The 20,969-nt window shown below is 72.8% G+C and carries 16 protein-coding genes and 2 tRNA genes; 9 read left to right on the forward strand and 9 right to left on the reverse strand.

Annotated elements, in window-relative coordinates; translation table 11 throughout:
- Positions 1-23: 23 nt before the first annotated feature.
- The 4 genes from IH61_RS0115430 to snpA (IH61_RS0115445) all read right to left on the reverse strand — a co-directional run bounded on the left by IH61_RS0115430 (position 24) and on the right by snpA (IH61_RS0115445) (position 4,740).
- Positions 24-2,099 (reverse strand): phosphocholine-specific phospholipase C, encoded by a 2,076-nt coding sequence (locus IH61_RS0115430; protein WP_031069915.1) that lies wholly within the window; start codon positions 2,097-2,099, stop codon positions 24-26.
- A 186-nt stretch (positions 2,100-2,285) separates the two neighbouring features.
- Positions 2,286-2,945 carry a pentapeptide repeat-containing protein gene (locus IH61_RS0115435; protein ID WP_031069917.1) on the reverse strand — a complete coding sequence of 220 codons (660 nt, stop codon included), beginning with the start codon at positions 2,943-2,945 and terminating at the stop codon, positions 2,286-2,288.
- A 174-nt stretch (positions 2,946-3,119) separates the two neighbouring features.
- The gene (snpA, locus tag IH61_RS0115440; protein ID WP_031069919.1) at positions 3,120-3,755 is read right to left on the reverse strand and encodes a snapalysin; all 636 of its coding nucleotides are present in this window, start codon (positions 3,753-3,755) and stop codon (positions 3,120-3,122) included.
- 310 nt (positions 3,756-4,065) lie between these two features.
- On the reverse strand, positions 4,066-4,740 hold the full coding sequence (gene snpA, locus IH61_RS0115445) for a snapalysin (protein WP_031069921.1): 675 nt from the start codon (positions 4,738-4,740) through the stop codon (positions 4,066-4,068).
- Positions 4,741-5,012: 272 nt separating this feature from the next.
- Here snpA (IH61_RS0115445) and IH61_RS0115450 point away from each other — a divergent pair, with 272 nt between their 5' ends.
- Positions 5,013-5,996 (forward strand): LysR family transcriptional regulator, encoded by a 984-nt coding sequence (locus IH61_RS0115450; RefSeq protein WP_234327190.1) that lies wholly within the window; start codon positions 5,013-5,015, stop codon positions 5,994-5,996.
- Positions 5,997-6,036: 40 nt separating this feature from the next.
- Here IH61_RS0115450 and IH61_RS0115455 read toward each other — a convergent pair whose 3' ends face one another.
- Positions 6,037-7,233, reverse strand: coding sequence for a low temperature requirement protein A (locus IH61_RS0115455; RefSeq protein WP_031069925.1), 1,197 nt, complete (start codon positions 7,231-7,233; stop codon positions 6,037-6,039).
- Positions 7,234-7,801: 568 nt separating this feature from the next.
- Here IH61_RS0115455 and IH61_RS0115460 point away from each other — a divergent pair.
- From IH61_RS0115460 to IH61_RS0115475, 4 genes are all read left to right on the forward strand, one after another.
- Positions 7,802-7,875 (forward strand) — tRNA-Lys (locus IH61_RS0115460).
- A gap of 175 nt (positions 7,876-8,050) precedes the next feature.
- Positions 8,051-8,124: transfer RNA gene (locus tag IH61_RS0115465), tRNA-Lys, on the forward strand.
- A gap of 259 nt (positions 8,125-8,383) precedes the next feature.
- A complete protein-coding gene (locus IH61_RS0115470) occupies positions 8,384-10,714 on the forward strand; it encodes a transglycosylase domain-containing protein (protein ID WP_051837126.1) in 2,331 nt (776 codons plus the stop codon).
- Positions 10,715-10,861: 147 nt separating this feature from the next.
- Complete coding sequence (locus tag IH61_RS0115475; protein ID WP_078911126.1) at positions 10,862-11,908, forward strand: EamA family transporter; 1,047 nt, start codon at positions 10,862-10,864, stop codon at positions 11,906-11,908.
- On the opposite strand, the gene lepB is transcribed toward IH61_RS0115475, so the two are convergent.
- Together lepB and IH61_RS0115485 are read right to left on the reverse strand one after the other, a co-directional pair.
- On the reverse strand, positions 11,875-12,642 hold the full coding sequence (lepB, locus tag IH61_RS43945; RefSeq protein WP_063763206.1) for a signal peptidase I: 768 nt from the start codon (positions 12,640-12,642) through the stop codon (positions 11,875-11,877). The genes IH61_RS0115475 and lepB overlap by 34 nt on opposite strands.
- A gap of 182 nt (positions 12,643-12,824) precedes the next feature.
- On the reverse strand, positions 12,825-13,160 hold the full coding sequence (locus IH61_RS0115485) for a chorismate mutase (protein WP_031069932.1): 336 nt from the start codon (positions 13,158-13,160) through the stop codon (positions 12,825-12,827).
- A 245-nt stretch (positions 13,161-13,405) separates the two neighbouring features.
- Here IH61_RS0115485 and IH61_RS0115490 point away from each other — a divergent pair, with 245 nt between their 5' ends.
- Together IH61_RS0115490 and IH61_RS0115495 are read left to right on the forward strand one after the other, a co-directional pair.
- Positions 13,406-13,831, forward strand: a complete 426-nt coding sequence (locus IH61_RS0115490) for an OsmC family protein (protein ID WP_031069934.1) — start codon at positions 13,406-13,408, stop codon at positions 13,829-13,831.
- Positions 13,832-14,299: 468 nt separating this feature from the next.
- Entirely contained in the window at positions 14,300-16,390 is a 2,091-nt protein-coding gene (locus IH61_RS0115495; protein WP_234327191.1) for a putative bifunctional diguanylate cyclase/phosphodiesterase, read from the forward strand.
- A 20-nt stretch (positions 16,391-16,410) separates the two neighbouring features.
- On the opposite strand, the gene IH61_RS0115500 is transcribed toward IH61_RS0115495, so the two are convergent.
- Positions 16,411-17,505 carry an LLM class flavin-dependent oxidoreductase gene (locus IH61_RS0115500; RefSeq protein WP_031069938.1) on the reverse strand — a complete coding sequence of 365 codons (1,095 nt, stop codon included), beginning with the start codon at positions 17,503-17,505 and terminating at the stop codon, positions 16,411-16,413.
- A gap of 177 nt (positions 17,506-17,682) precedes the next feature.
- Between IH61_RS0115500 and IH61_RS0115505 the strand changes: the two genes are divergently transcribed.
- Complete coding sequence (locus IH61_RS0115505; protein WP_051837128.1) at positions 17,683-18,279, forward strand: DedA family protein; 597 nt, start codon at positions 17,683-17,685, stop codon at positions 18,277-18,279.
- A gap of 334 nt (positions 18,280-18,613) precedes the next feature.
- A complete protein-coding gene (locus tag IH61_RS0115510; protein ID WP_031069942.1) occupies positions 18,614-19,933 on the forward strand; it encodes a hypothetical protein in 1,320 nt (439 codons plus the stop codon).
- A 78-nt stretch (positions 19,934-20,011) separates the two neighbouring features.
- Here the strand turns inward: IH61_RS0115510 and IH61_RS0115515 are convergent, their stop codons facing one another.
- Positions 20,012-20,893 (reverse strand): alpha/beta fold hydrolase, encoded by an 882-nt coding sequence (locus tag IH61_RS0115515; RefSeq protein ID WP_031069944.1) that lies wholly within the window; start codon positions 20,891-20,893, stop codon positions 20,012-20,014.
- Positions 20,894-20,969: the final 76 nt, after the last annotated feature.

The following is a 20,969-nucleotide window of genomic DNA, read 5'->3' on the forward strand; positions in this document are numbered from 1 at the left end:
TGACCGGGCCCGAGCCGGAGTCGTCAGCCGGTGATGCTGGCCGTGCCCGTCTCCAGGTGGCCGGTGAAGCGCTGGGACCAGCTGCTGTCACCGCTCACCGTCACGGTGAAGTCGTACCAGCCGTTGTTGTACGCCACCGCGTTGAAGTAGTCGGTGACGCTGCCGCCGGCCGGCACCTGGTACGTCCAGGGGCCGTCCGTCCGGTAGTTGTTCGACGCGATGGTGAACGTCACCGCCGTGCTGCCGGAGTTGGCGAGCTTGAAGTAGACGGCGAGCTTGCCCGTCCCCGGCTCCACGGCGTACGAAGCCGTCACCGCGGCGTTCTTGCCCGACTTCGTCGCGTCGCCCTTGAAGCGGCGCAGGAAGCGGTTGGGGCCGACCACCGTGAGGTCGTACGGTCCGCCGCCGAAGCCGGTGCCGCAGTTGAAGAAGTCGCTGGTGCTGCCGCCCGGGTCGACGGTGTACTGCCAGGGGCCGCCGCTGCGGTAGGCGTTGGCGTACGCGGCGAAGTGCGCCGACTTCTGGGCGGCGGCGCCGCCGTTGTCCATCCCGATCCAGACCTTCATCACCCCGGCCGAGCCGAACTCGAGGTGGTCGAGGTTGGCGTTCGGCTGGTACGGCACGGCGCGCGCCGGGCGGGTGCCGGACTCCTGGACCGGGAGCTGGTTGTTGACCGGCGCCGGGTTGGGCAGCGGGCCGCAGGCGGAGAGGCCGATGGTCTGGGAGGTGTCGGGCAGGGCGGGCAGGCCGTACACCGGGCTGGTGAAGTCGAACATGCCGGTGAGGTCGCCGCAGACGCGCCGTCGCCAGTCGCTGATGTTCACGCACTGGGCGGGGGTGCCGAGGGCGGTGGTCCAGGTCTCCAGGAAGCGCAGCACCGAGGTGTGGTCGTGCGTCTCGGAGTTGACCCAGCCGCCGCGGGTCCAGGGCGAGACGGCGATCATCGGGACGCGGAAGCCGAGGCCGATGTTGGTGCCGTTGACGAACTCGCCGGGGGTGCCGGCCGGGGCGGCGGGCGGCGGGACGTGGTCGAAGAAGCCGTCGTTCTCGTCGTAGTTGACGAACAGGACCGAGGAGTTGAAGACGTTCGGGTCCGCGTTGAGCGCGTCGATCACGTTGTGGACGAAGTGGGCGCCGTCGGCCGGGGTGGCGTACGGGTGCTCGGAGGAGCCCTGGTCGGGGACGATCCAGGAGACCTGGGGCAGGGTGCCGGCGAGGACGTCGGCCTTGATGGCGGCGACGATGTCGTCGGGGGTCCGGCCGGTGACGGCGGGCACGGAGCCCATGCCCTTGACCGCCAGGGCGCTGCCCGCGGGGGCGTTGGCGAACTGGCTGAAGTAGGCGAGCGCGTTGTCGCCGTAGTTGTCGGAGGCGTTCTGGTAGACCTTCCAGCTGACGCCCGCCGTCTCGAGGGCCTCGGCGTAGGTCTGCCAGCGCAGGCCCTTCTCGTCGCCGCCGTCGTACGCCGGGCCGCCCGCGGCGCCGGCCGGGTCGATCTGGCCGGACCAGTGGTAGGTGCGGTTGGGGCCGGTCGCGCTGAGCACCGAGCAGTGGTACGCGTCGCAGATGGTCCAGTTCTCGGCGAGCGCGTAGTGGAACGGGATGTCCTGGCGGGTGAGGAAGCCGAGGGTGCGCACGTTGCCCTTGGCGGCGACCCAGGAGTCCATCTTGCCGCTGTTCCACGCCCTGTGCTGGTCGCTCCAGCCGTGGGAGAGGTCGCCGTTGCACTGGGCGAGGCGCTCGGGGTCGGCGCCGCCGGCGGGCTTGGTCTGGCTGAACTGCCACGGGTACTGGCGGCCCAGGCCGTTGGGCTGGTTGAAGACGCTGTAGCCGTTGGCGATCTGGATGGCGCTGCGGTCCGCGAAGCCGCGCACGCCCTTCAGCATGCCGAAGTAGTGGTCGAAGCTGCGGTTCTCCTGCATGAGGATCACCACGTGCTGCACGTCGGTGATGGTGCCGGTCGTGGTCAGGGTGGTGGTGGAGGCGGGCGCCGCCGCGTTGCCGGTGGTGGCCCCGGCGGCGCCGGTACCGGCGATCGCGAGGCCGGCGGCGGCGGCGCCGGACAGCGTGACGAACTTCCTACGACTCAACTCGGCCATCAGCCCAGTCCGTCCCTTCACTGGCGATGTTGTGTACACAAGTCGGGGCTTGGATCGCGCAGCAGTCTCCACCGCGGCCTCGGCGGCCCACCAGATGCCCGCGGCAGGGTTGGCGGACTGTTCGCCCGGCCGTCACCGAGCGACGCCGGGCTGAACGAGGGACGGATGGAGGAAGGGGGTGCTGCGTCAGCGGTCCTTGACCTCGATGCCCAGCGCGTGGGCGAACTGCGGTGCCAGCTCCATCAGTTGGAGGGAGTTGATGACCGCCCCACGCAGGCCCTCGTGGCCGTCGGCCAGGCCCAGGCGGGAGGCTCCGCGCAGGTCGACCTTGCTGAGCCTGGCCCCGCGCAGCCGGACCTCCTCCAGCGTCGAGCCGGGGAAGGACACCTCGGTCAGCTTGGCCTCGCCGAAGTCCACGTCGCGCAGCAGGCAGTCCTCGAACACGACGTCCCGCAGCACGGCCGCGCGCAGGTTGACGGCCTCCAGCTTGCAGCCGCGCAGCACCACCCGGCGCAGCGCCGAGCCGTACGCGGAGATCCCGGCCAGCACGCCGCCGACGATCGCGCCGTCCTGCCACTCGCTGTCGCTCAGGTCGCAGGCGACCCAGCGGCCGGCCTGCACCCAGACCTCGTTGAACCGGGCCTGGCGCAGCTTGACGCCGCTGAGCGCGACGCCGGTGAAGGCGCACTCGAGGAAGGACGCCCCGGAGGCGGACTCGTCGGTGTGCTCACCGCCCTCGAAGTGCACGGTGTCGTAGCGCTCGTCGCTGCGCAGCGGCCCGGCGTGGGGGCGCAGGAGGTCGGCGTACGGCAGGTCGGTGAGCTGCTCGGGGGCGGGACGGGGCATGGCGGTGGCACCTTTCGGACGGGTCTCGCCCGCATGCTCGCACGCACCGCCGACAACGCCCCGCCGACAACGCCCGGCCGGCAACGCGCGGCCGACAACACCGGGCCGACACCGCCCGGCCGACAACGCCCCGGAGCGGCGAGGCTCCGGGGCGTTGCCATGGCGGCAAAGGGCTCAGCCGCGCGCCCACAGGGAGTTCACCCGGGTGCGCTCCGCACTGTTCGGGTACGGGTTGGTGCAGCTGGTGCCGGGGCCGCCGCCGGACATCAGCTCGCTGCACGGGCCGGAGTAGTGGTCCGGCAGGCCCAGCACGTGCCCGGTCTCGTGGGCGGTGACGCGGACGGAGTTGTACTGCCGGTTCTGCTGGTAGTCGAGGAAGATGTAGCCGCGCCCGTGGCCGTCGGTGCTGGCGTAGGAGCCGCGGCTGTCGTTGCCCTCGTAGTACTTGAAGTCGCCGCCGGAGCCGGCCCTGAGCTGGACGTTGCGCACCGAGCTGTTCCAGATCTGCGCGGCCTGGGCGATCTGGTTGCGGAAGGTGGGCGCCGAGCTGGCGTCGTAGGTGACGGTGACGGTGGCCAGGCCCGGATCGGCGGCCTGCTTGGCCTTGGCAGAGGCCATCACGGCCTTGAAGAACGCCTCGTTGTTCGCCGTCTCGGCGACCGAACCGGCGTACTGGGCACCGGAGTTGACCGAGGCGGTGTACCCCTGGACGGCCGGGGCGGGCGCGGCCGAGGCGGCGGTGGCGGGCAGGACCGCGAGGCCGGCGGCGAGGGCCAGGCCGAGGGTCGCGGACAGCAGGGATCGCTTCATGTGGGGGCTCCGATTCCTGTGGCGCCGCGGCCGGTTGGGGACGGCCGGTGGGGTGGCGCCTGGTGAACGGTGGGTGTCCCCAGAGCTTCGGGCAGGCCGGCGCGCGAGCGGATGATGCCAACCCGCGATAGCCCGGACCAATAGCCCGACTCCTCCGGCGATTCGAGTCGTCTTTAATCAGCCTTGACCCGACCATGTCCCTGGCATTCCCTTCGGGCGGCGGCTAGGCTCCCCGGCGGGGAAGTAACCGAGCGGCGGGCCGACCGCTTCCGGCCGGCCCGCCGCGCGCCCACTTCCCCTTGCCCGGGCCTTAGTTGTCCACGCCGTTGGCCCACAGGTAGTCGACCTGGCTGCGCTCGTTGCCGTCGGGGTACGGGTTGGTGCAGGACGGGCCGGGGCCGCCGCCGGACATCAGCTCGCTGCACGGGCCCTCGTAGTGGTCCGGCAGGCCCAGCACGTGGCCGGTCTCGTGCGCGGTGACGCGCAGCGAGTCGTACTGCTGGTTCTGCGAGTAGTCCAGGAAGACGTACCCGTGGCCGTGGCCGTCGGTGCTGGCGTACGAGCCGCGGCTGTCGTTGCCCTCGTAGTACGAGAAGTCGCCCTGCCCGCTGGACTGCTGGAGCTGGACGTTGCTCACCGAGCTGTTCCAGATCTGCGCGGCGTTGGAGATCTGGCCGCTGAAGGAGGGCGCGTTGGAGGTGTCGTAGGTGACGGTGACGGTCTGCAGCCACGGGTTGGCGGCCTGCCGGGCCTTGGCGGAGGCCATCACGGCCTTGAAGAACGCCTCGTTGTTCGCCGTCTCGGCGGCTGAACCGGCATAGCCCGTACCGGAGTTCGCCGTAGAGGAGTTCGCCTGCGCGGTGTAGCCGCTCACGCCCCGGGCGGCGTGGACGGCGGGCGCGGCGGAGGCGGCCGCGACCGGCAGGGCGACGAGGCCCGTGGCGAGGGCCAGGCCGAGGGTTGCGGACAGCACGGATCGCTTCATTTCTGGGGGCTCCGTAGTTCGCGGCGCGCCTGCCGGCCGCAGCCGGTGGGGGCCGGGCCACGGCGGCGACGCGCGGTGGGGGCCGCCCCGGCGTGGGCCGGGACGGTTCGTTGCCCCAGAGCTTCGACCCGTCGGGGGCCGGAGCGGATGATGCCAATGCGCGATAGTGCGGCCGCATACCGGTGGGAATCCGCCGTGCACCGGAATCATCCTGCGATCGATCGACTGTCATGTCCTTGGCGAGACAGGCGTTCGGCGCTTATGCTCCCGGCGTGGAGCTCGACGTGAGACACCTCCGGGTGCTGTGCGCGATCGCCGACACCGGCAGCCTCCGCAAGGCCGCGCTCCAACTCGGCATGACCCAACCCTCCCTCACCACCCAGCTGCACCGCATCGAACGGGCCATCGGCGGAACGCTGTTCACCCGCGAGCAGACCGGAAGCCGCCCCACCGCGCTCGGCCACTCCGTGCTCTCCCGGGCCCGCCCGGTGATCGCCGAGATGGCGGCCCTGGTGGCCGCCGCCCGCCAGGAGGCCAGGGAGGCCACCGGTCCCGGGCGCCAGCGCCGGCTGCGCATCGGCAGCGTCGGCAGTCGCGCGGTCGCGGCCTGGCTGCGCCGGGTGCACGACCGGCTGCCGGACACCGACACCACCATCCACGTGGACATCTCCGCCAGCGCGCTGGTGCGGATGGTCGCCGCCGACCAGCTGGACGTGGCCTTCGTGTACGAGAGCGAGGGCTTCCCGCTACGGGTGCCGCCGGACGCCGAGCACCGCGTGCTGATGGCCCGCGAGCCGCAGTTCGTCGCGCTCTCCACCGGGCACCCGGCCGCCGGCCGTCCGGTCGTCCACCTCGCCGACCTCGCCGAGGACACCTGGATGGTGGACCCGAGCGCCGACCACGAGTACGCGGCGATGCGCCGGGTCTTCAGCGAGGCGGGCCTCAACCCCCGGGTCGTCCAGGTGCGGGACAACGCCACCGCCGCCGAACTGGTCGCCTCCGGCGAGGCCGTCCGCCCCTGCCAGCCCACCTCCCTGCCCGGCCCCGGCACGGTCGTGCGCCCGGTCTTCGGGGACCCGCTGGCCGTGCGGCTGCTCTTCACCTGGCGGCCCCGCGGCCTCAGCCCGACCACCCTGGACGCGCTGTACGGGGACCTGCGCGCCGCCTACCTGGACCTGGCCAAGGTCAACCCGGCCTACCTCGCCTGGCTGGCGCGGCACGAACCCGTGCTGCTGGAACGGGCGCAGCCCGCCTGAAGGCCGTCAGCCCCTCTCCTTCCGATCTCGCCGGGCGTGCCTAGCCCTCCCGGCCGTGCACCAGCAGGCCCGCCGAAACCATCAGCGCGCAGACCAGCCCGGCCGCGAGCACCCCCGAGGCGCCCAGCGCCGTACAGGCCAGCACCAGGACGGCCCCGGCCGGCGCGATCGACTGGGCGAGCGCCCCGCGCTTGGTGTGCCGGGAGTGCAGGAACCAGACCGTGAGCAGGTAGACGGCGGTGGGCACGGTGACGGTCGCGGCGGCGGCCGTCTCGGAGATCTCCGCCTTGTGCACGGCCGACTCCACCGCCACCTCCAGCCCGGTGCCGATCGCCGCCGCCGAGGCGAACACCACGTAGTGGCCGTAACCCCAGGCGAACGCCTGCCGGTTGGAGCGCAGGTGCGCGTGGACGGACCGGGCGAAGTAGATCCACCAGGCGGCGAAGCAGATCAGCAGCCCGCCGACGGCCACCGGCACCAGTCGGCCCAGCTCCTCGTGCTCGTCCACCGCCGACTGCACCGCCACCGTCGCCGCGGCCACCGTCTCGCCGAGAACGATCAGGGTGAACAGCCCGTACCGCTCGGCGATGTGGTGCGGGTGCCAGGCGGTCTGCATCCGCAGCTCGGCGACCACCGGCACGGCCAGCTCGCACACGACCCCGACCGGGATGACGTACGGCCTGGCGGCGTCGGGCAGCACCAGCATCACCACCCAGCCGGCCTGGCACAGGGTGATCCCCGCCGCGTACCGCAGCGCGACCCCGCGCGCCTCGCCCCGCTCGCCGGCCGCCGCGCGCAGCCACTGGGTGACCATCGCCAGCCGCATCACCACGTACCCGGTGATCGCGAGCACGAAGTCCTGGGCGGTGAACAGCCTCGGCACCCCGGCCGCCAGGATCAGCACCCCGGCGATCTGCACCAGCGTGGTGAGCCGGTACGGAACGTCGTCGACGTCGTACGCGGAGGCGAACCAGGTGAAGTTCATCCAGGCCCACCAGATCGCGAAGAACGCCAGCGCGAAGCCGCGCAGACCCTCCCCGTAGTGCCCGGCCGCCAGGGAGTGGGCCAGTTCGCGCCCGGCCTGGCCGACCGCGACCACGAAGCAGAGGTCGAAGAACAGTTCCAGCGGGGTCGCCACCCGGTGCGGCTCGTCGCGGTCGCGCGGGACCATCCGGCGCACCGGGCGCGGGTCGACGGGGTGCGGGCGGGGTGCTCCTGCGGCGGGGTCGCTGGCCATCGGTGCTGCTCCACGGGGGTGCGGGCGCGGGTACGGGCGCGGGCGCGGGTACGGGCGAAAGGTACGGACGAGGGGTGCGGGCGGGCTGTCCCGCGCATCCTGGCAGTGGCACGGGCCCGGCGCACGCACCGGCGCGGTGTGCCGGTGCGCGCCGACCCGACCCCGGTCAATTCCGGTCATTCCAGACACAGATGGTCACGAATGTCCCTTTTCTCCCTTGCCGTCAGCCGTAGTTGACGCCCCCGTGCGCGAAGTGGGTGACAGCACGGCGGGATTCCTGGCGCGCCCCGCGCGCTGCGAGGCGACCGACCCGGACACCCCGCTACATTCGTCCCCGGTTGGATGCGGACGCGGGCCCTGCGGGGCCCCACGACACGGGCGGCACGCGGGCAACGCGGAAGGTCAAGACTGGTGGCACGGCGACGGGGGCGGCGAAGCCGACCTCCCCACGCCCGCCCCACCGGCCTCGCGATCACCGCGCTGCTCGCCAGCGCCTCACTTTGCGTGCCCGCCCGGACACGATTCGGCGGATCGGCCGGGTGGCATGTAAAGTCTTCGACGTCAGCAGGCGCCGCTAGCTCAGTTGGTTAGAGCAGCTGACTCTTAATCAGCGGGTCCGGGGTTCGAGTCCCTGGCGGCGCACAGACAGCTCTCAGGCCGTCCACTCCGGTGGGCGGCCTGAGGCGTTTCCGGGCCGCCCCACAGGCCAGGACCGCCCCCGGGGCCGCCCCTCGCGGCCACCCCCCAGGACCGCCCTTCAGGACCGCCCCGATTCGAAGCACCCCCGCGAACCGTGTATTGTTCTCCGGGTCAGCAGGCGCCGCTAGCTCAGTTGGTTAGAGCAGCTGACTCTTAATCAGCGGGTCCGGGGTTCGAGTCCCTGGCGGCGCACAGACAGTTGGGGAGTCTCTCGCATCAGCGAGAGGCTCCCTGATTTTTTGCCCTTCGACGTCCGATTTGTGTGTGATGTCGGTCTCGATTCCCCTTTCGACGGAGTCGACCGGCCCCTTCCGGACGTCCTGGGCAGTACACCGGAATCGGGACAAAGGTCCCCATCCGTTCCCCCCGCCCGTGCAGGCCGGCCAGGTCCGCCCGCAGGAAAGGCCGCGCTTTGTCCCGAAACGCCCAGAGCGGCCCTCGCACGCCGTCGATGAAACTCAGGCCGATCAAGCGCCTCAAGCGCCCGACCGCGGGCGGAACAGGCGGCAAGAGGCCCCGGCGCACCGGCTGGCGCCGGCTGATCCCCACCTGGCGGATGACCCTGCTCGGCTTCGCCTCGGCGATCCTGCTCGGCGTCGGGCTGTTCGCCCTGGGCATCGCCCTGGTGAAGGTGCCGGACGCGCACGCCACCGCCGTCGCGCAGAGCAACACCTGGCTCTACTCGGACGGCTCGGTGCTCACCCGCACCGGCCAGACCAACCGGCAGAACGTGAGCCTGGACAAGGTCTCCCCCGCCGCCCAGCACGCCGCCCTGGCCGCCGAGGACCGCAACTTCTACAACGAGGGCGCGATCAACGTCCAGGGCCTGGCCCGCGCGGCCCTCAACACCGCCAAGGGCGAGGGCACCCAGGGTGGTTCCACGATCACCCAGCAGTACGTGAAGAACACGTACCTGAACCAGAAGCAGTCCGTCACCCGCAAGGTGAAGGAGCTGTTCATAGCCATCAAGGTGGACGCCACCGAGAGCAAGGACGACATCCTCGCCGGCTACCTGAACACCTCCTACTACGGCCGCGGCGCCTACGGCATCCAGGCCGCCGCCCAGGCGTACTTCGGCGTCGACGCCTCCGCCCTCAACGCCGCCCAGGGCGCCTACCTGGCCACCCTCCTGAACGCCCCCAGCGCCTACGACGTCGCCACCGCCACCCCGGCGGGCAAGCAGAACGCCGTCAACCGCTGGAACTACGTGATGGACGGCATGGTCAAGGAGAACTGGCTCCCGGCCGACGAGCGCGCCAAAACCGTGTTCCCCGAGGTCAAGGACCCGCAGCCCAACCCGGGCCTGTCCGGCCAGGCCGGCTACCTGGTCGACGCGGCCACCCAGTACCTCACCGCGAACGGGATCGTCAACGAGACCGAGCTCGCCAAGGGCGGCTACACGATCAAGCTGAGCATCGACCCGAACCGCCAGCAGGCCCTCCAGGACTCCGTCCAGGCGCAGCTGCACGACAACCTGAACCCGGACAAGCGCAAGAAGGACGCGACCGCCCAGGCGGGCGCCGTCTCCGTCGACCCGAGGACCGGCGCGGTCGTCGCCCTGTACGGCGGCGTCGACTACGTCAAGCACTACGTCGACAACGCGACCCGGCGCGACTACCAGGCCGGCTCGACCTTCAAGCCGATCGCGCTGGCCGCGGCCTTCGAGAACAACGCCCGGACCCAGGACGGCCGCACGATCACCCCGCGGACGGTCTACGACGGCACCAGCGGCCGCAAGGTCCGCGGCGGCAAGGGCACCCCTTACGCGGCGCCCAACGAGGGCGACAAGAGCTACGGCCAGATCAGCCTCCAGCAGGCCACCGACTGGTCGGTCAACTCGGCCTTCACCCAGCTCGCGCAGGACGCCGGACTGCAGAAGGTGAAGGACACCGGCATCGCGCTGGGCCTGCCCTCCAACACCCCGGGGCTCGACCCGGTGGCCTCGATCCCGCTGGGCACGGCCACCCCGAGCGTGCTGGACATGGCCGGCGTGTACGCCACGCTGGACAACGGAGGCAAGCAGATCACCCCGTGGCTGGTCGCCGCCGTGGACCGCGAGGGCGAGGCCGTGCCGCTGCCCGCGCACAAGACCACCCAGGCGATCAGCGCGGACACCGCGAACCAGGTCACCTCGATGCTCCAGGGCGTGGTGAGCGACCCGGGCGGCACCGGCTGGCGAGCGAAGGCGCTGGGCCGCCCGGTGGCGGGCAAGACCGGCACCACCGACGAGCAGAAGTCCGTCTGGTTCGTCGGCTACACCCCCGAGCTGGTCACCTCCGTCGCCCTGTTCGGCCAGGACCCGGCCACCGGCGCCCAGGTGTCGCTCAGCGGTGTCGGCGGGATCGACGGCGCGGCGGGCGGCCAGTTCCCGGCGCAGATCTGGACGGGCTACATGAAGGCGGCGCTCAAGGGCCAGCCCGTGAGCGACTTCGCGACCCCGGCCGACGGTGGCGAGGACGCGGGCGCCACCGACGCCCCCACCACGCCGTCCACGCCGTCCACGCCGAGCGCGAGCCCGTCCACCGGCACCCCCGGCGGGGCGACCGGCGGCACCACCCCCGGCGACGGCTCCTCCTCGGGCGGCTCCGGTGGCAAGCCGACCACCGACCCGACCACTCAGCCCACCACCCAGCCGACGACCCGGCCGACCAACCGCCCCACCACCCGGCCGACCCCGACCACCCCGCCGACCGGCCAGCCGACGACGCAGCCGACCAGCCCGGCCACGGGCGGGACGGGCGCGCTCGCGGGCACGGGGGCGGGCACCGGCTCGGGCGGGTGAGGTTGGCGGCGGGTGAGTCCGGCGGGCGGGTGAGCACCCCACCGGCCCGGCGGGCGGGTGAGCACTCCACTGCGGAGCGTTCGAGGCAGGACCGAATGACGGAATGGCACCTTACCGAGGCACCGGTATGACTGTCAGAATGCGTCGGTGCACAGCTCAACCGCCTCACCCGCCCGCCCCTCCGGCCGATCCCTCGGCCTCGGCCTCGCGCTGGTCTCCGCCTTCGCCTTCGGAGGCTCCGGCACCGCCGCCAAACCCCTGATCGAGGCGGGACTCTCCCCCCTGCACGTGGTGTGGCTCCGGGTCACCGGCGCCGCCGTGGCACTGCTGCCCATCGCCTACAAGCACCGGGACGCCGTCCTACGCCGCCCGGGCCTGCTGCTCGGCTTCGGCCTGCTCGCGGTGGCCGGCGTCCAGGCGTGCTACTTCGCGGCGATCTCCCGCATCCCGGTCGGCGTCGCCCTGCTCATCGAGTACCTCGGGCCGCCGCTGCTCATCGGCTACGTGAAGTTCGTGCAGCGCAAGCCGATCAGCCGGGGCGCGGCCATCGGCGCGGGCGTCGCCGTCACGGGCCTGGCCTGCGTGGTCGAGGTGTGGAACGGCCTGAGCTTCGACGCCGTCGGCGTGCTCTTCGCCCTCGGCGCGGCCTGCTGCCAGGTCGGCTACTTCGTACTCGCCGACGCCGGCGGCCGCGGCGAGCGCCCCGTCGACCCGCTGGCCGTCAGCGCCTTCGGACTGCTCGTCGGCGCCGTGCTGCTCACCGCCTTCACCCGGCCCTGGCAGGCCGACTGGGGCGTGCTCGGCGGCTCGGTGGTGATGAACGGGCACAGCCTGCCCGCGCTGATCCCGGCCGCCTGGATGGTGCTGATCGCCACCGTGCTCGCCTACCTGACCGGCGTGACCTCCGTCGGCCACCTCTCACCGCCGGTCGCGGGCGTGGTGGCCAACCTGGAGGCGGTGGTCGCCACCGTCCTGGCCTGGGTCCTGCTCGGCGAGCACCTGGGCCTGCCGCAGATCACCGGCGGCCTGCTGGTCCTCGCCGGCGCCTTCGCCGCGCAGGCGAGCAAGCCGGCCCCGGCCGAGGCCCTGCCCTCGCAGGAGCCCCCGGCGCCTCAGCAGCCTCAGGTCCCGAGGGAGAAGGTCACCGCCGACCGCGGCGGTCAGCGACCGACCCAGCCGAACCAGTCGAAGTGACCGAGCGGCCACACGACCGCCGACACCGGCCCGACCACGTTGTCCACCGGCACGGCCCCGCCGCCCGGGCCCTGCCGGTGGTAGCGGGAGTCGGCCGAGTCGCTGCGGTGGTCGCCCTCGACCCAGACGTACCCGGCGGGCACCGTCACCGGGCCGAAGTCCAGGCCCGCGCAGGAGTCGTCCCCGGGGTGCAGGTACGGCTCGTCGACCTTCTTCCCGTCCACCGTCAGCGCGGTGCCCTTGCACTCCACGGTGTGGCCGCCGGTCGCGATGACCCGCTTGACCAGGTAGTTGTCGTCCTTCGGCGGGACGAGCCCGACGAAGCTCAGCACCGAGGTCGCGGCTCCCGCGACGGGGTTGGAGTCGGCCGGCTGCGGCGGTAGCCAGCCGCCCGGGTCCTTGAACACCACCGGCTGCCCCGGCTCCGGCTCCCAGCCGGTCAGCGGGGCCAGCTTGTTCACGGCCACCCGGTCGCCAACGCGCAGGGTGTTCTCCATCGAGCCGGACGGGATGGTGAACACCTGGAACAGGCAGGTCTTGATCAGCAGCGCGACCGCCAGGCCGACCACCACCATCACCGGCAGCTCGATCCACCACGGACGCGGCTTGCGCCCCGCCCGGCGGGCCTTGCGGCCACCGGCGCGACGGCCACGGCGGCGCGCCTCGGCGCGGCCGCCGGGGGCGGTGGTCTCGGACTCGGACTCGCCGGTCGTCCCGGGCAGGTTCACCGCCATCGTCGCTGCTCCACTCTCCGGCCGGGGAAGACTGCACGCTACGCCAACCGTGGAGTGTCACGAAATCGGACGTTTACCCGACCCCGACAGCGCGGGGCCGGGTGCCCGGCCCGGCAGGGATTCAGGCGGGGACCCCGGCAGGGATTTCAGGCGGGGACTCCGGCAGAGGTTCAGGCCGGGGCTCAGGCGCGGGCGATGGCCTCGTGGTGCCTGATCACCTCGGCGATGATGAAGTTCAGGAACTTCTCGGCGAAGACCGGGTCCAGCTTCGCCCCGGCCGCCAGCTCCCGCAGCCGCTTGATCTGGTCCCGCTCGCGCGACGGGTCGGCCGCCGGCAGCTTGTGCTCGGCCTTGAGCCGGCCCACCCGCTGGGTCGCCTTGAAGCGCTCGGCGAGCATGTGGACCACCGCGGCGTCGATGTTGTCGATGCTCTCGCGCAGGCTGGTCAGCTCCGCCCGCACCTCGTCGTCGATCCCCCCGGACGTGCCGGTGGCGGGGGTCGTGGAGTGGTCCGTCATCGGGGTGGCTCCCGGTGTCTGGTGTGGGCGCCCGACCGTACGGCGGCCGGGCTCGGGCCGGCGCCAATCTAACAGGGTGCCCGCACCGGGCCTCCGCCGTCACCCGATCCGTCCCACGATCCGGACACGCCGCCGGACGATCCGGACGGGGCTCCGGACCGCCCGCCCGGCGGCGGCTGCCCGTAGGCTGGGCGTGCATGACAGGAAGTGACGACTGCAGTCCCTCAGTGATGGAGGCACCGATCGTGGCAACCACCCGCACCGCGCACACCGAATGGGAAGGCGACCTGCTCCACGGCAACGGGCTGGTCACCTTCGACTCGTCCGGCATCGGCGAGTACCCCGTCTCCTGGCCGGCCCGCGCCGAGCAGCCGAACGGCAAGACCAGCCCGGAGGAGCTCATCGCCGCCGCGCACTCCGCCTGTTTCTCGATGGCCCTCTCCAACGGCCTGGCCGGCGCCGGCAACCCGGCCACCAAGCTCGACACCCGGGCCGACGTGACCTTCCAGCCCGGCACCGGCATCACCGGCATCCACCTGACCGTCGTCGGCCGGGTGCCCGGACTCGACGAGGCTTCCTTCGTGAAGGCCGCCGAGGACGCCAAGGCCAACTGCCCGGTCAGCCAGGCCCTGACCGGCACCACCATCACGCTGACGGCCTCCCTGGCCTGACGCCCCGGGACGGCGGTGGCGCGCACCGCCACGAGTCCGCTCCCGACCGACCCGGTTCGTTCTTGATTCCACGGCGTCAGATCCGTGGCTGAATCGGACCGTTCGGGGCGCAAACGGTGACCACTTCGGCTCGTTCCGGCGCACAACCGGCGCCCCAGGGGCGCGGAGTCGGCGCACACGCCCCCGGCGCACGTCATGTGATGTGCACCGGGGGCGTCCGCACGTATCGGGACACAAGATCGCAAGGCAGGCGAATCACCCTGGCGGCGGTCACCGCGCGTTGCCGTCGCGGCCTATGATCGGCCGCAGCGCCCTGTTCTTCACGCGGGTCTCCGCGCGACAGCGCCCCACGGGCGCCCCGCACCGGACCGTCTGCGAGGACCCCGACAGAGTGCGGAGCCGGCCGCCGGAGTCTCCGTCCGGTCGGACTGACCAGCGTCAAGCGTCAGCAGCGGACGGGAGCATGCCGTGCCGGGCCAGAACGAGGGGGCCGACGCACACCACCCGGTCGTGCGGCACGAGGAGTCGCCACACCACCGCCACCTCGGCGCGCCGGTCCCGGCGCCCGCCGCCGCCCACCCCGCGGGCACGGCCTGCGGCACCCTGGACGGCCCCGAGCGGCGGTTCTGCCCCACCTGCTCCGCCCCACTGGCCGGCCCCGCCGACCCGACGGGCACCGAGCCGACGGGCGACCGGACCGGCGCCGACCTGACCGGAGACGGCCCGACCGGCGCCAACCCGACCGGCGACGGCCCGAGCGCCACCGACCGGCCGCTGGACGCGCTGCGGGCCAGCGAGTCCCGGTTCCGCACCGCCTTCTGCAACGCCGGCATCGGCATGGCCCTGATCGGCCCCGACGACCGGATCATCGAGGTCAACCCGGCCCTCGCCACCCTGATCGGCCGCGGCGTCACCGACCTCGTCGGCACCCACCTCCACGAGATCATCGACCCGGAGGGCCTGCCGAACCGGCTCTTCTCCGAACTCGTCCACGGCGGGCGGGAACGGTTCCGCGTGGAGAAGCAGCTCAGGCACCGGGCCGGCCACGCGGTGTGGAGCAAGGTCACCGTCTCCCTGATCCGCGACGGCGCGGGCGAACCGCTCTACACCCTCGCCCTGGTCGAGGACATCACCGAGCAGCGCCGCCTCGGCGACCGCCTGGAGTACCAGGCCCTGCACGACCCGCTCACCCGGCTGCCCAACCGCACCTTCTTCTTCGAGCGCCTCGACGCCGCCTGCCTCACCGTGGAGGGGCCCTCCCCCGCCGAGCCGGACGGGCGCCGCGTCGGCGTCTGCTACCTCGACCTCGACGGCTTCGCCGCGATCAACGAGACCCTCGGCCACCACATCGGCGACCAGCTGCTGATCGCCGTCGCCACCCGGCTCCAGCACGGCCTCACCGACTCGCACCCGCACCCCGGCTCCCATCTCGTCGCCCGGATGGGCGGCGACGAGTTCGCCGTCCTGGTCACCGACAGCGCGGGCAGCGAGCAGCTGACCGGGCTCGCCGCCCGCATCCTGGAGGCGCTGGAACGTCCCTTCGACGTCGCCGGGCACCGGCTGGTGATCACCGCCAGCGTCGGCGTCGTCGAACGGTCCGTCCACGAGACCACCCCGACCGACCTGGTCAAGGACGCCGACGCCACCCTCTACTGGTCCAAGGCCGACGGCCGCGCCCGCTGGACCCTCTACGACCCCGACCGCGGCGCCCACCAGCTCACCCGCCAGCGCCTGGCCACCGCGCTGCGCCCGGCCCTGGAGCGCGGCGAGTTCACCATCGAGTACCAGCCGCTGGTCGGCCTGGCGGACGGCACCGTGCACGGCGCCGAAGCCCTGGTCCGCTGGCGCCACCCCCGCTACGGGACGCTCTCCCCCGACCGCTTCATCCCGCTCGCCGAGGAGTCCGGCGCGATCGTGCCGCTCGGGAAGTGGGTGCTGGAGGAGTCCTGCCGTCAGGCCCGGCAGTGGCTCACCGAGTTCCCCGACACCGAGACCTTCGTGAGCGTCAACCTGGCGGCCCGCCAGATCTGGGACTCCGACGTGGTCGCCGACGTCGCCCGGGCCCTGGAGACCACGGGCCTGCCGGCCCGGCTGCTCCAGCTGGAGATCACCGAGAGCGCCCTGCTCGGCCCCGGCGGGCGGCCCTCCCAGGCCCTCCAGGCGCTCGCCGACATGGGCGTGCGGATCGCCATCGACGACTTCGGCACCGGCTACTCCAACCTGGCCTACCTCTCCCGGCTGCCGGTGCACGTGCTCAAGCTCGACGGCACCTTCATCAAGGGCTTCCGCGACCCGTCCCCGGCACCCCTGCCCGACCCGCCCAGGCACGGCGCCCGCCGCAGCGACGCGGACGAGCAGATCGTCGGCGCGATGGTGCAGCTGGCGCACACCCTCGGGCTGACCGTCACCGCCGAGGGCATCGAGAGCGCCGCCCAGGCCGAACGCCTGCGGCTGACCGGCTGCGACACCGCCCAGGGCTGGTACTTCGCCCGCCCCGGCGAGGCGGAGCGGGTCGCGGCCATACTCCGCGAGGCCCGCCCCGCCCCGACCGGCGGCTAGACCGTGTCGGGGGCTGCTGCTCAGCCCGCCGTCGGCAGCCCGTACGCCTCGGCGATCAGGCCGTAGGAGCGCAGCCGGGCCTCGTGGCCGTGGATGTGCGAGGTGACCATCAGCTCGTCCACCCCGGTCCGCTTGCGCAGGGCCTCCAGGCCGTCCGCGACCTCGCCGGGCGAGCCCAGCACCACGTTCTCGAACCAGTGGTCGACGAAGTCCGCCTCCACCGGGCTGTACGGGTACTCCTCGGCCTCCTGCGGGGTGGGGATCGGGCCGGGGGTGCCGCGGCGCAGCCGGAGCATGCCGAGGGCGGCGGAGCGGGCGAGGCGGCGGGCCTCGGCCTCGTCCCCGGCGGCGACGGCCGTCACGCCGATCAGCGCGTACGGCTCGGAGAGCACCGCGGAGGGGCGGAAGGAGGAGCGGTAGAGGTCCAGCGCGGGCAGGGTGTTGGCGGCGCTGAAGTGGTGGGCGAAGGCGAAGGGCAGGCCCAGGCGCCCGGCGAGCTGGGCGCTGAAGCCGGAGGAGCCGAGCAGCCAGACCGGCGGGCGGTCCTCGCCCCTGGGGACGGCGGTGAGCCGGGCGTACGGGTGGCCGTCGGGGAAGTCGCCGTCGAGGAAGTGGGTCAGCTCGGCGAGCTGCTGCGGGAAGTCGTCCGCGCCCTCGCCGCCGAGGCCCCGGCGCAGTGCGCGGGCGGTGGCCTGGTCGGTGCCGGGGGCGCGGCCGAGGCCGAGGTCGATCCGGCCGGGGTGGAGGGCCTCCAGCAGGCCGAACTGCTCGGCGACGGTCAGCGGGGCGTGGTTGGGCAGCATGACGCCGCCGGAGCCCAGCCGGATGGTGGTGGTGTGGGCGCCGAGGTGGGCGAGCAGGACGGCCGGGGTGGAGCTGGCCACGCCCGGCATGCCGTGGTGCTCGGCCACCCAGAAGCGGTGGTAGCCCCAGCCCTCGGCCCTGCGGGCCAGTTCCGTGGTGGCGGCCAGGGCTTCGGCGGGCGTGTGGCCGACCCCGACGGTGGCGAGGTCGAGGATGGAGAGCGGGGCGGGGGCGCTTCCCCGTGCGGTGCCTCTGATCGCCGCTCCGGGCTCCGGCGCGGTCCGCTGCCCCTGCTGGTCCTCGGTGGTCATGCCCGTCCGTCCCTTCGGCTCTGCTCGGGGCGGCCTGGCGCCGGCCCCTGTTCGCCGACGGGGGTCAACCACGGAGGCGGGCCTCCTGTTCCCGGGGTGCTTCAGGGCATGAAAAGTCGACACGCTAGCGTTGACGGAGGCATCTGCTCCCCGGGCGACGTGAAGGAGGGACGGACCTTGGACTTCCTGACGGCGATCGGTTCCTCGTGGATCTGCGCCCTGGCGATCTGCGCGGTGCTCGGGGACGCCCTGCTCCCGTTCATCCCCAGCGGGACGCTGGTCATCCTGGCGGTGCTCAAGACCGCCCAGGTCGAGGGCGCCCCGATCATGCTCGGCCTCGGCGTGGCGGTGGCCTCGTTCCTCGGTGACGTGCTGCTGCTCCAGCTGGCCCGAAGAGGGGCGCCCGTCCTTCAGCGGCGTCTCGCCCGGCGGCCGAAGCTGGCGGCCAGCGTGGCGCGGGTGCAACAGGCGCTGGTCGAGCGGCCGCACGGCGCGGCCGCGGCGATGGTGGTGGTCGCGCGGTTCGTCCCGGCGGGGCGGACGGTGCTGGACGTGGCCATCGGCCACGGGCCCCACCACCATCACCGGTTCCTGCACTGGTCGGCGCTGGCGGCGCTGGTCTGGGCCGCGTACATCGTGACGCTGGGCTGGCTGAACAGCCACTGGTTCAACACGGCGTGGCTGAGCCTGGCCGTGTCCTGCGCGGCGGCCACGGCCGTCAGCACGGCGATCGCGCGCGTGGTGCGCCGCAACCGGCGCCCGGCCACGCTCTGACGGATCCCCGGCTGTCCCTTCGGGGCAACTCCGCTGCCCGGAAGGGCGACGGAGGGCACCGGGCGCTGACGAACTCCGACCGATTCGTCCCGACCGGCGGTACGGTACTGCCCTGACGGCCCTGCGAGCGAAGCGTCACAGGACCGCAACAGAGCGCCGGTTCCCGCAGCCGGGCCGGCCCACCGTGCGTGGTGACTGTTGTCGGGGTCCAGTGGCCTTGGTCGCGACTGCGGCCGCATGACATGCTTACGGCGGATAATTCATCAATTGCCCGATTTGACCGGTACGGCCTACGGGCCGCCCTCACCACCGGCGTCGGCGTCCAGGGGAGACCATGACCAGCATCTCGCGCAGGACGGTGCTCAGTGCGACCGCCGCGACCGCCGCCCTCGGCGCGGTCACGGCCTGTTCCAGCGGCGGATCGGGTTCGACGGGCTCCACCCCCGGTTCCGGCGGCGACGCCGGCACCCCCCGGAACACCACCGGCGACCCGACGAAGACCGTCGTGCCCAAGGGCACCCCGATCGGCGACGGGTCCAACGCGGACACCGGCCCGCAGCCGAACCAGCCCAAGCCCGAGAAGCTCAAGCCGGGCGAGCGCCCGCCGCAGTTCGTGGTCTTCTCCTGGGACGGCGCCGGCGGCACCGACGACAACCAGTTCCCCCGCTTCCTCAAGCTCGCGGAGCAGTACAAGGCGTCGATGACCTTCTTCCTCTCCGGCATCTACGCGCTGCCGAAGGGCAAGTCCGACCTGTACCACCCGCCGAAGCACTCGGTCGGCGCCTCCGACATCCCGTACCTCTCGGACGGCGCGGTCAAGAGCACCCTCAAGCTCATCAGCCAGGCGTGGCTGGCCGGGCACGAGATCGGCACGCACTTCAACGGGCACTTCTGCTCCTCCCGTCCGGACAAGAACGGGGTCAACATGTGGACCCCGGAGGACTGGCAGAGCGAGATCGACCAGGCCATCGGCTTCGTCACCCAGTGGAGGACCAACACCGGCTTCACGGACGTCGACCCGCTGCCCTTCGACTACAAGAAGGAGCTGATCGGCGGCCGCACCCCCTGCCTGGAGGGGCAGAAGGCGCTGCTGCCGACCATCGCCAAGCTGGGCTGGAAGTACGACGCCAGCTCCCCCGGCGGCCTCCAGATATGGCCGCAGAAGGTGCAGGACGGCAAGGTCTGGGACTTCCCGCTGCAGTCCATCCCGTTCCCCGGGCACCCGTACCAGGTGCTGTCGATGGACTACAACATCCTGGCCAACCAGTCCAAGGGCAGCACCAAGGGCGACCCGAACATGTACGGCGCCTGGCGCACCGAGGCCGCCGGCGCGTACGTCGCGGGCTTCGAGCGGGCGTACAACAGCAACCGGGCGCCGTTCTTCGTCGGCAACCACTTCGAGCAGTGGAACGGCGGCATCTACATGGACGCCGTCGAGGAGGCCCTCAAGCAGATCGCGGGCAAGCCCGACGTGAGGCTGGTCTCCTTCAAGCAGCTCGTCGAGTGGCTCGAGGTGCAGGACCAGTCCATGCTGCGCAAGCTCCGCTCGCTCAACGTCGGGCAGGCGCCGGCGGGCGGCTGGGAGGCGTTCCTCGGCTCGGCGGGGGCGGCGGGCGCTCCGGCCACACCGGCCGCTCCGGGCGCGACGGGCTGATCCTGCTCCTGGGCCTGGACCTGTTCCTGGGCCCCGAACGGTCGTTGCCGTTCGGGGCCCAGGCACGGCCCGGGTGCGTCACCGGGCCAGGAGGCCGCGCACGATCCGGTCGGCGCCCACCTCGCCCCAGAGGATGGAGTAGTGGTTGCTGCCGGGCACGGGAGAGGCGGGCACCCGGGTGGTGTCCAGGCCCGCGAGGGCGATCCGCCCGGCGTCGTACAGGCCCTGCGGCTCGTCGAGCAGTCCGCGTTCCGCCCACAGGAGTTCGGCCGGGCAGGGCAGGTGGTGGACGGCCGCCGCCGCCTCCGGGTCGAGCAGCACCTGGGTGCCGTCGGTGCGGACGGCCTCGGGCACGCAGGAGGAGCGCAACTCCGGTTCCTCGCCGACCAGGTCGCGCTGGGTGTAGTCGTCGATCTCCCGCGTCCACGCGCTGCCGAAGGCCGGGTGGCGGCGCCAGAACGCCCGGTAGGCGTCGCGGTCGGGGAAGGTCGTCGACAGCCGGGCCAGGGCGGGGCCGAGCACGGCGGCCAGGGCGTCGTCCACACCGACGCCCGGCGGCAGCGGGAAGGACAGCGCGCCGTCCACCAGTAGGGCCCTGCGCACGAGTTCGGGGTGGCGCACGGCGGTCAGGGCGGTGACCCATGCGCCCATCGAGTGGCCGACCACGGTGACGGGCCCGGTGCCCAGGGCGGTGATGAGGGCCGCCACGTCGTCGGCGTGCCGGGACAGGCCGTACGGGCCGGAGACGGTGCGGCTGGCGGCGCGGCCGCGCAGGTCGGGCGCGAGCAGGGTGGCCCGCCCGTCGAGCCTGCGGGCGACCTCGAACCAGGACAGGCCGTTGGCGGTGATGCCGTGCACCGCCACGACGACCGGGTCCCCGGGATCGGCGGCCGGCCAGCGCAGGACGGCGAGGTCCCCGCCGGGCACGGGGACGGTGAACTCCTCGGGGCGCGGGCTCACGCGGGGGTACCTCCGGTGGGTCTTTCGGCGGGGATGCCGGAACCGTAGGTGTGCGGTGGAAGCCACAACATGTGTC

Origin of the sequence: Streptomyces sp. NRRL WC-3742 (assembly GCF_000720635.1) — a bacterium.
In the GTDB taxonomy this organism is placed as follows: Bacteria; Actinomycetota; Actinomycetes; order Streptomycetales; family Streptomycetaceae; genus Kitasatospora.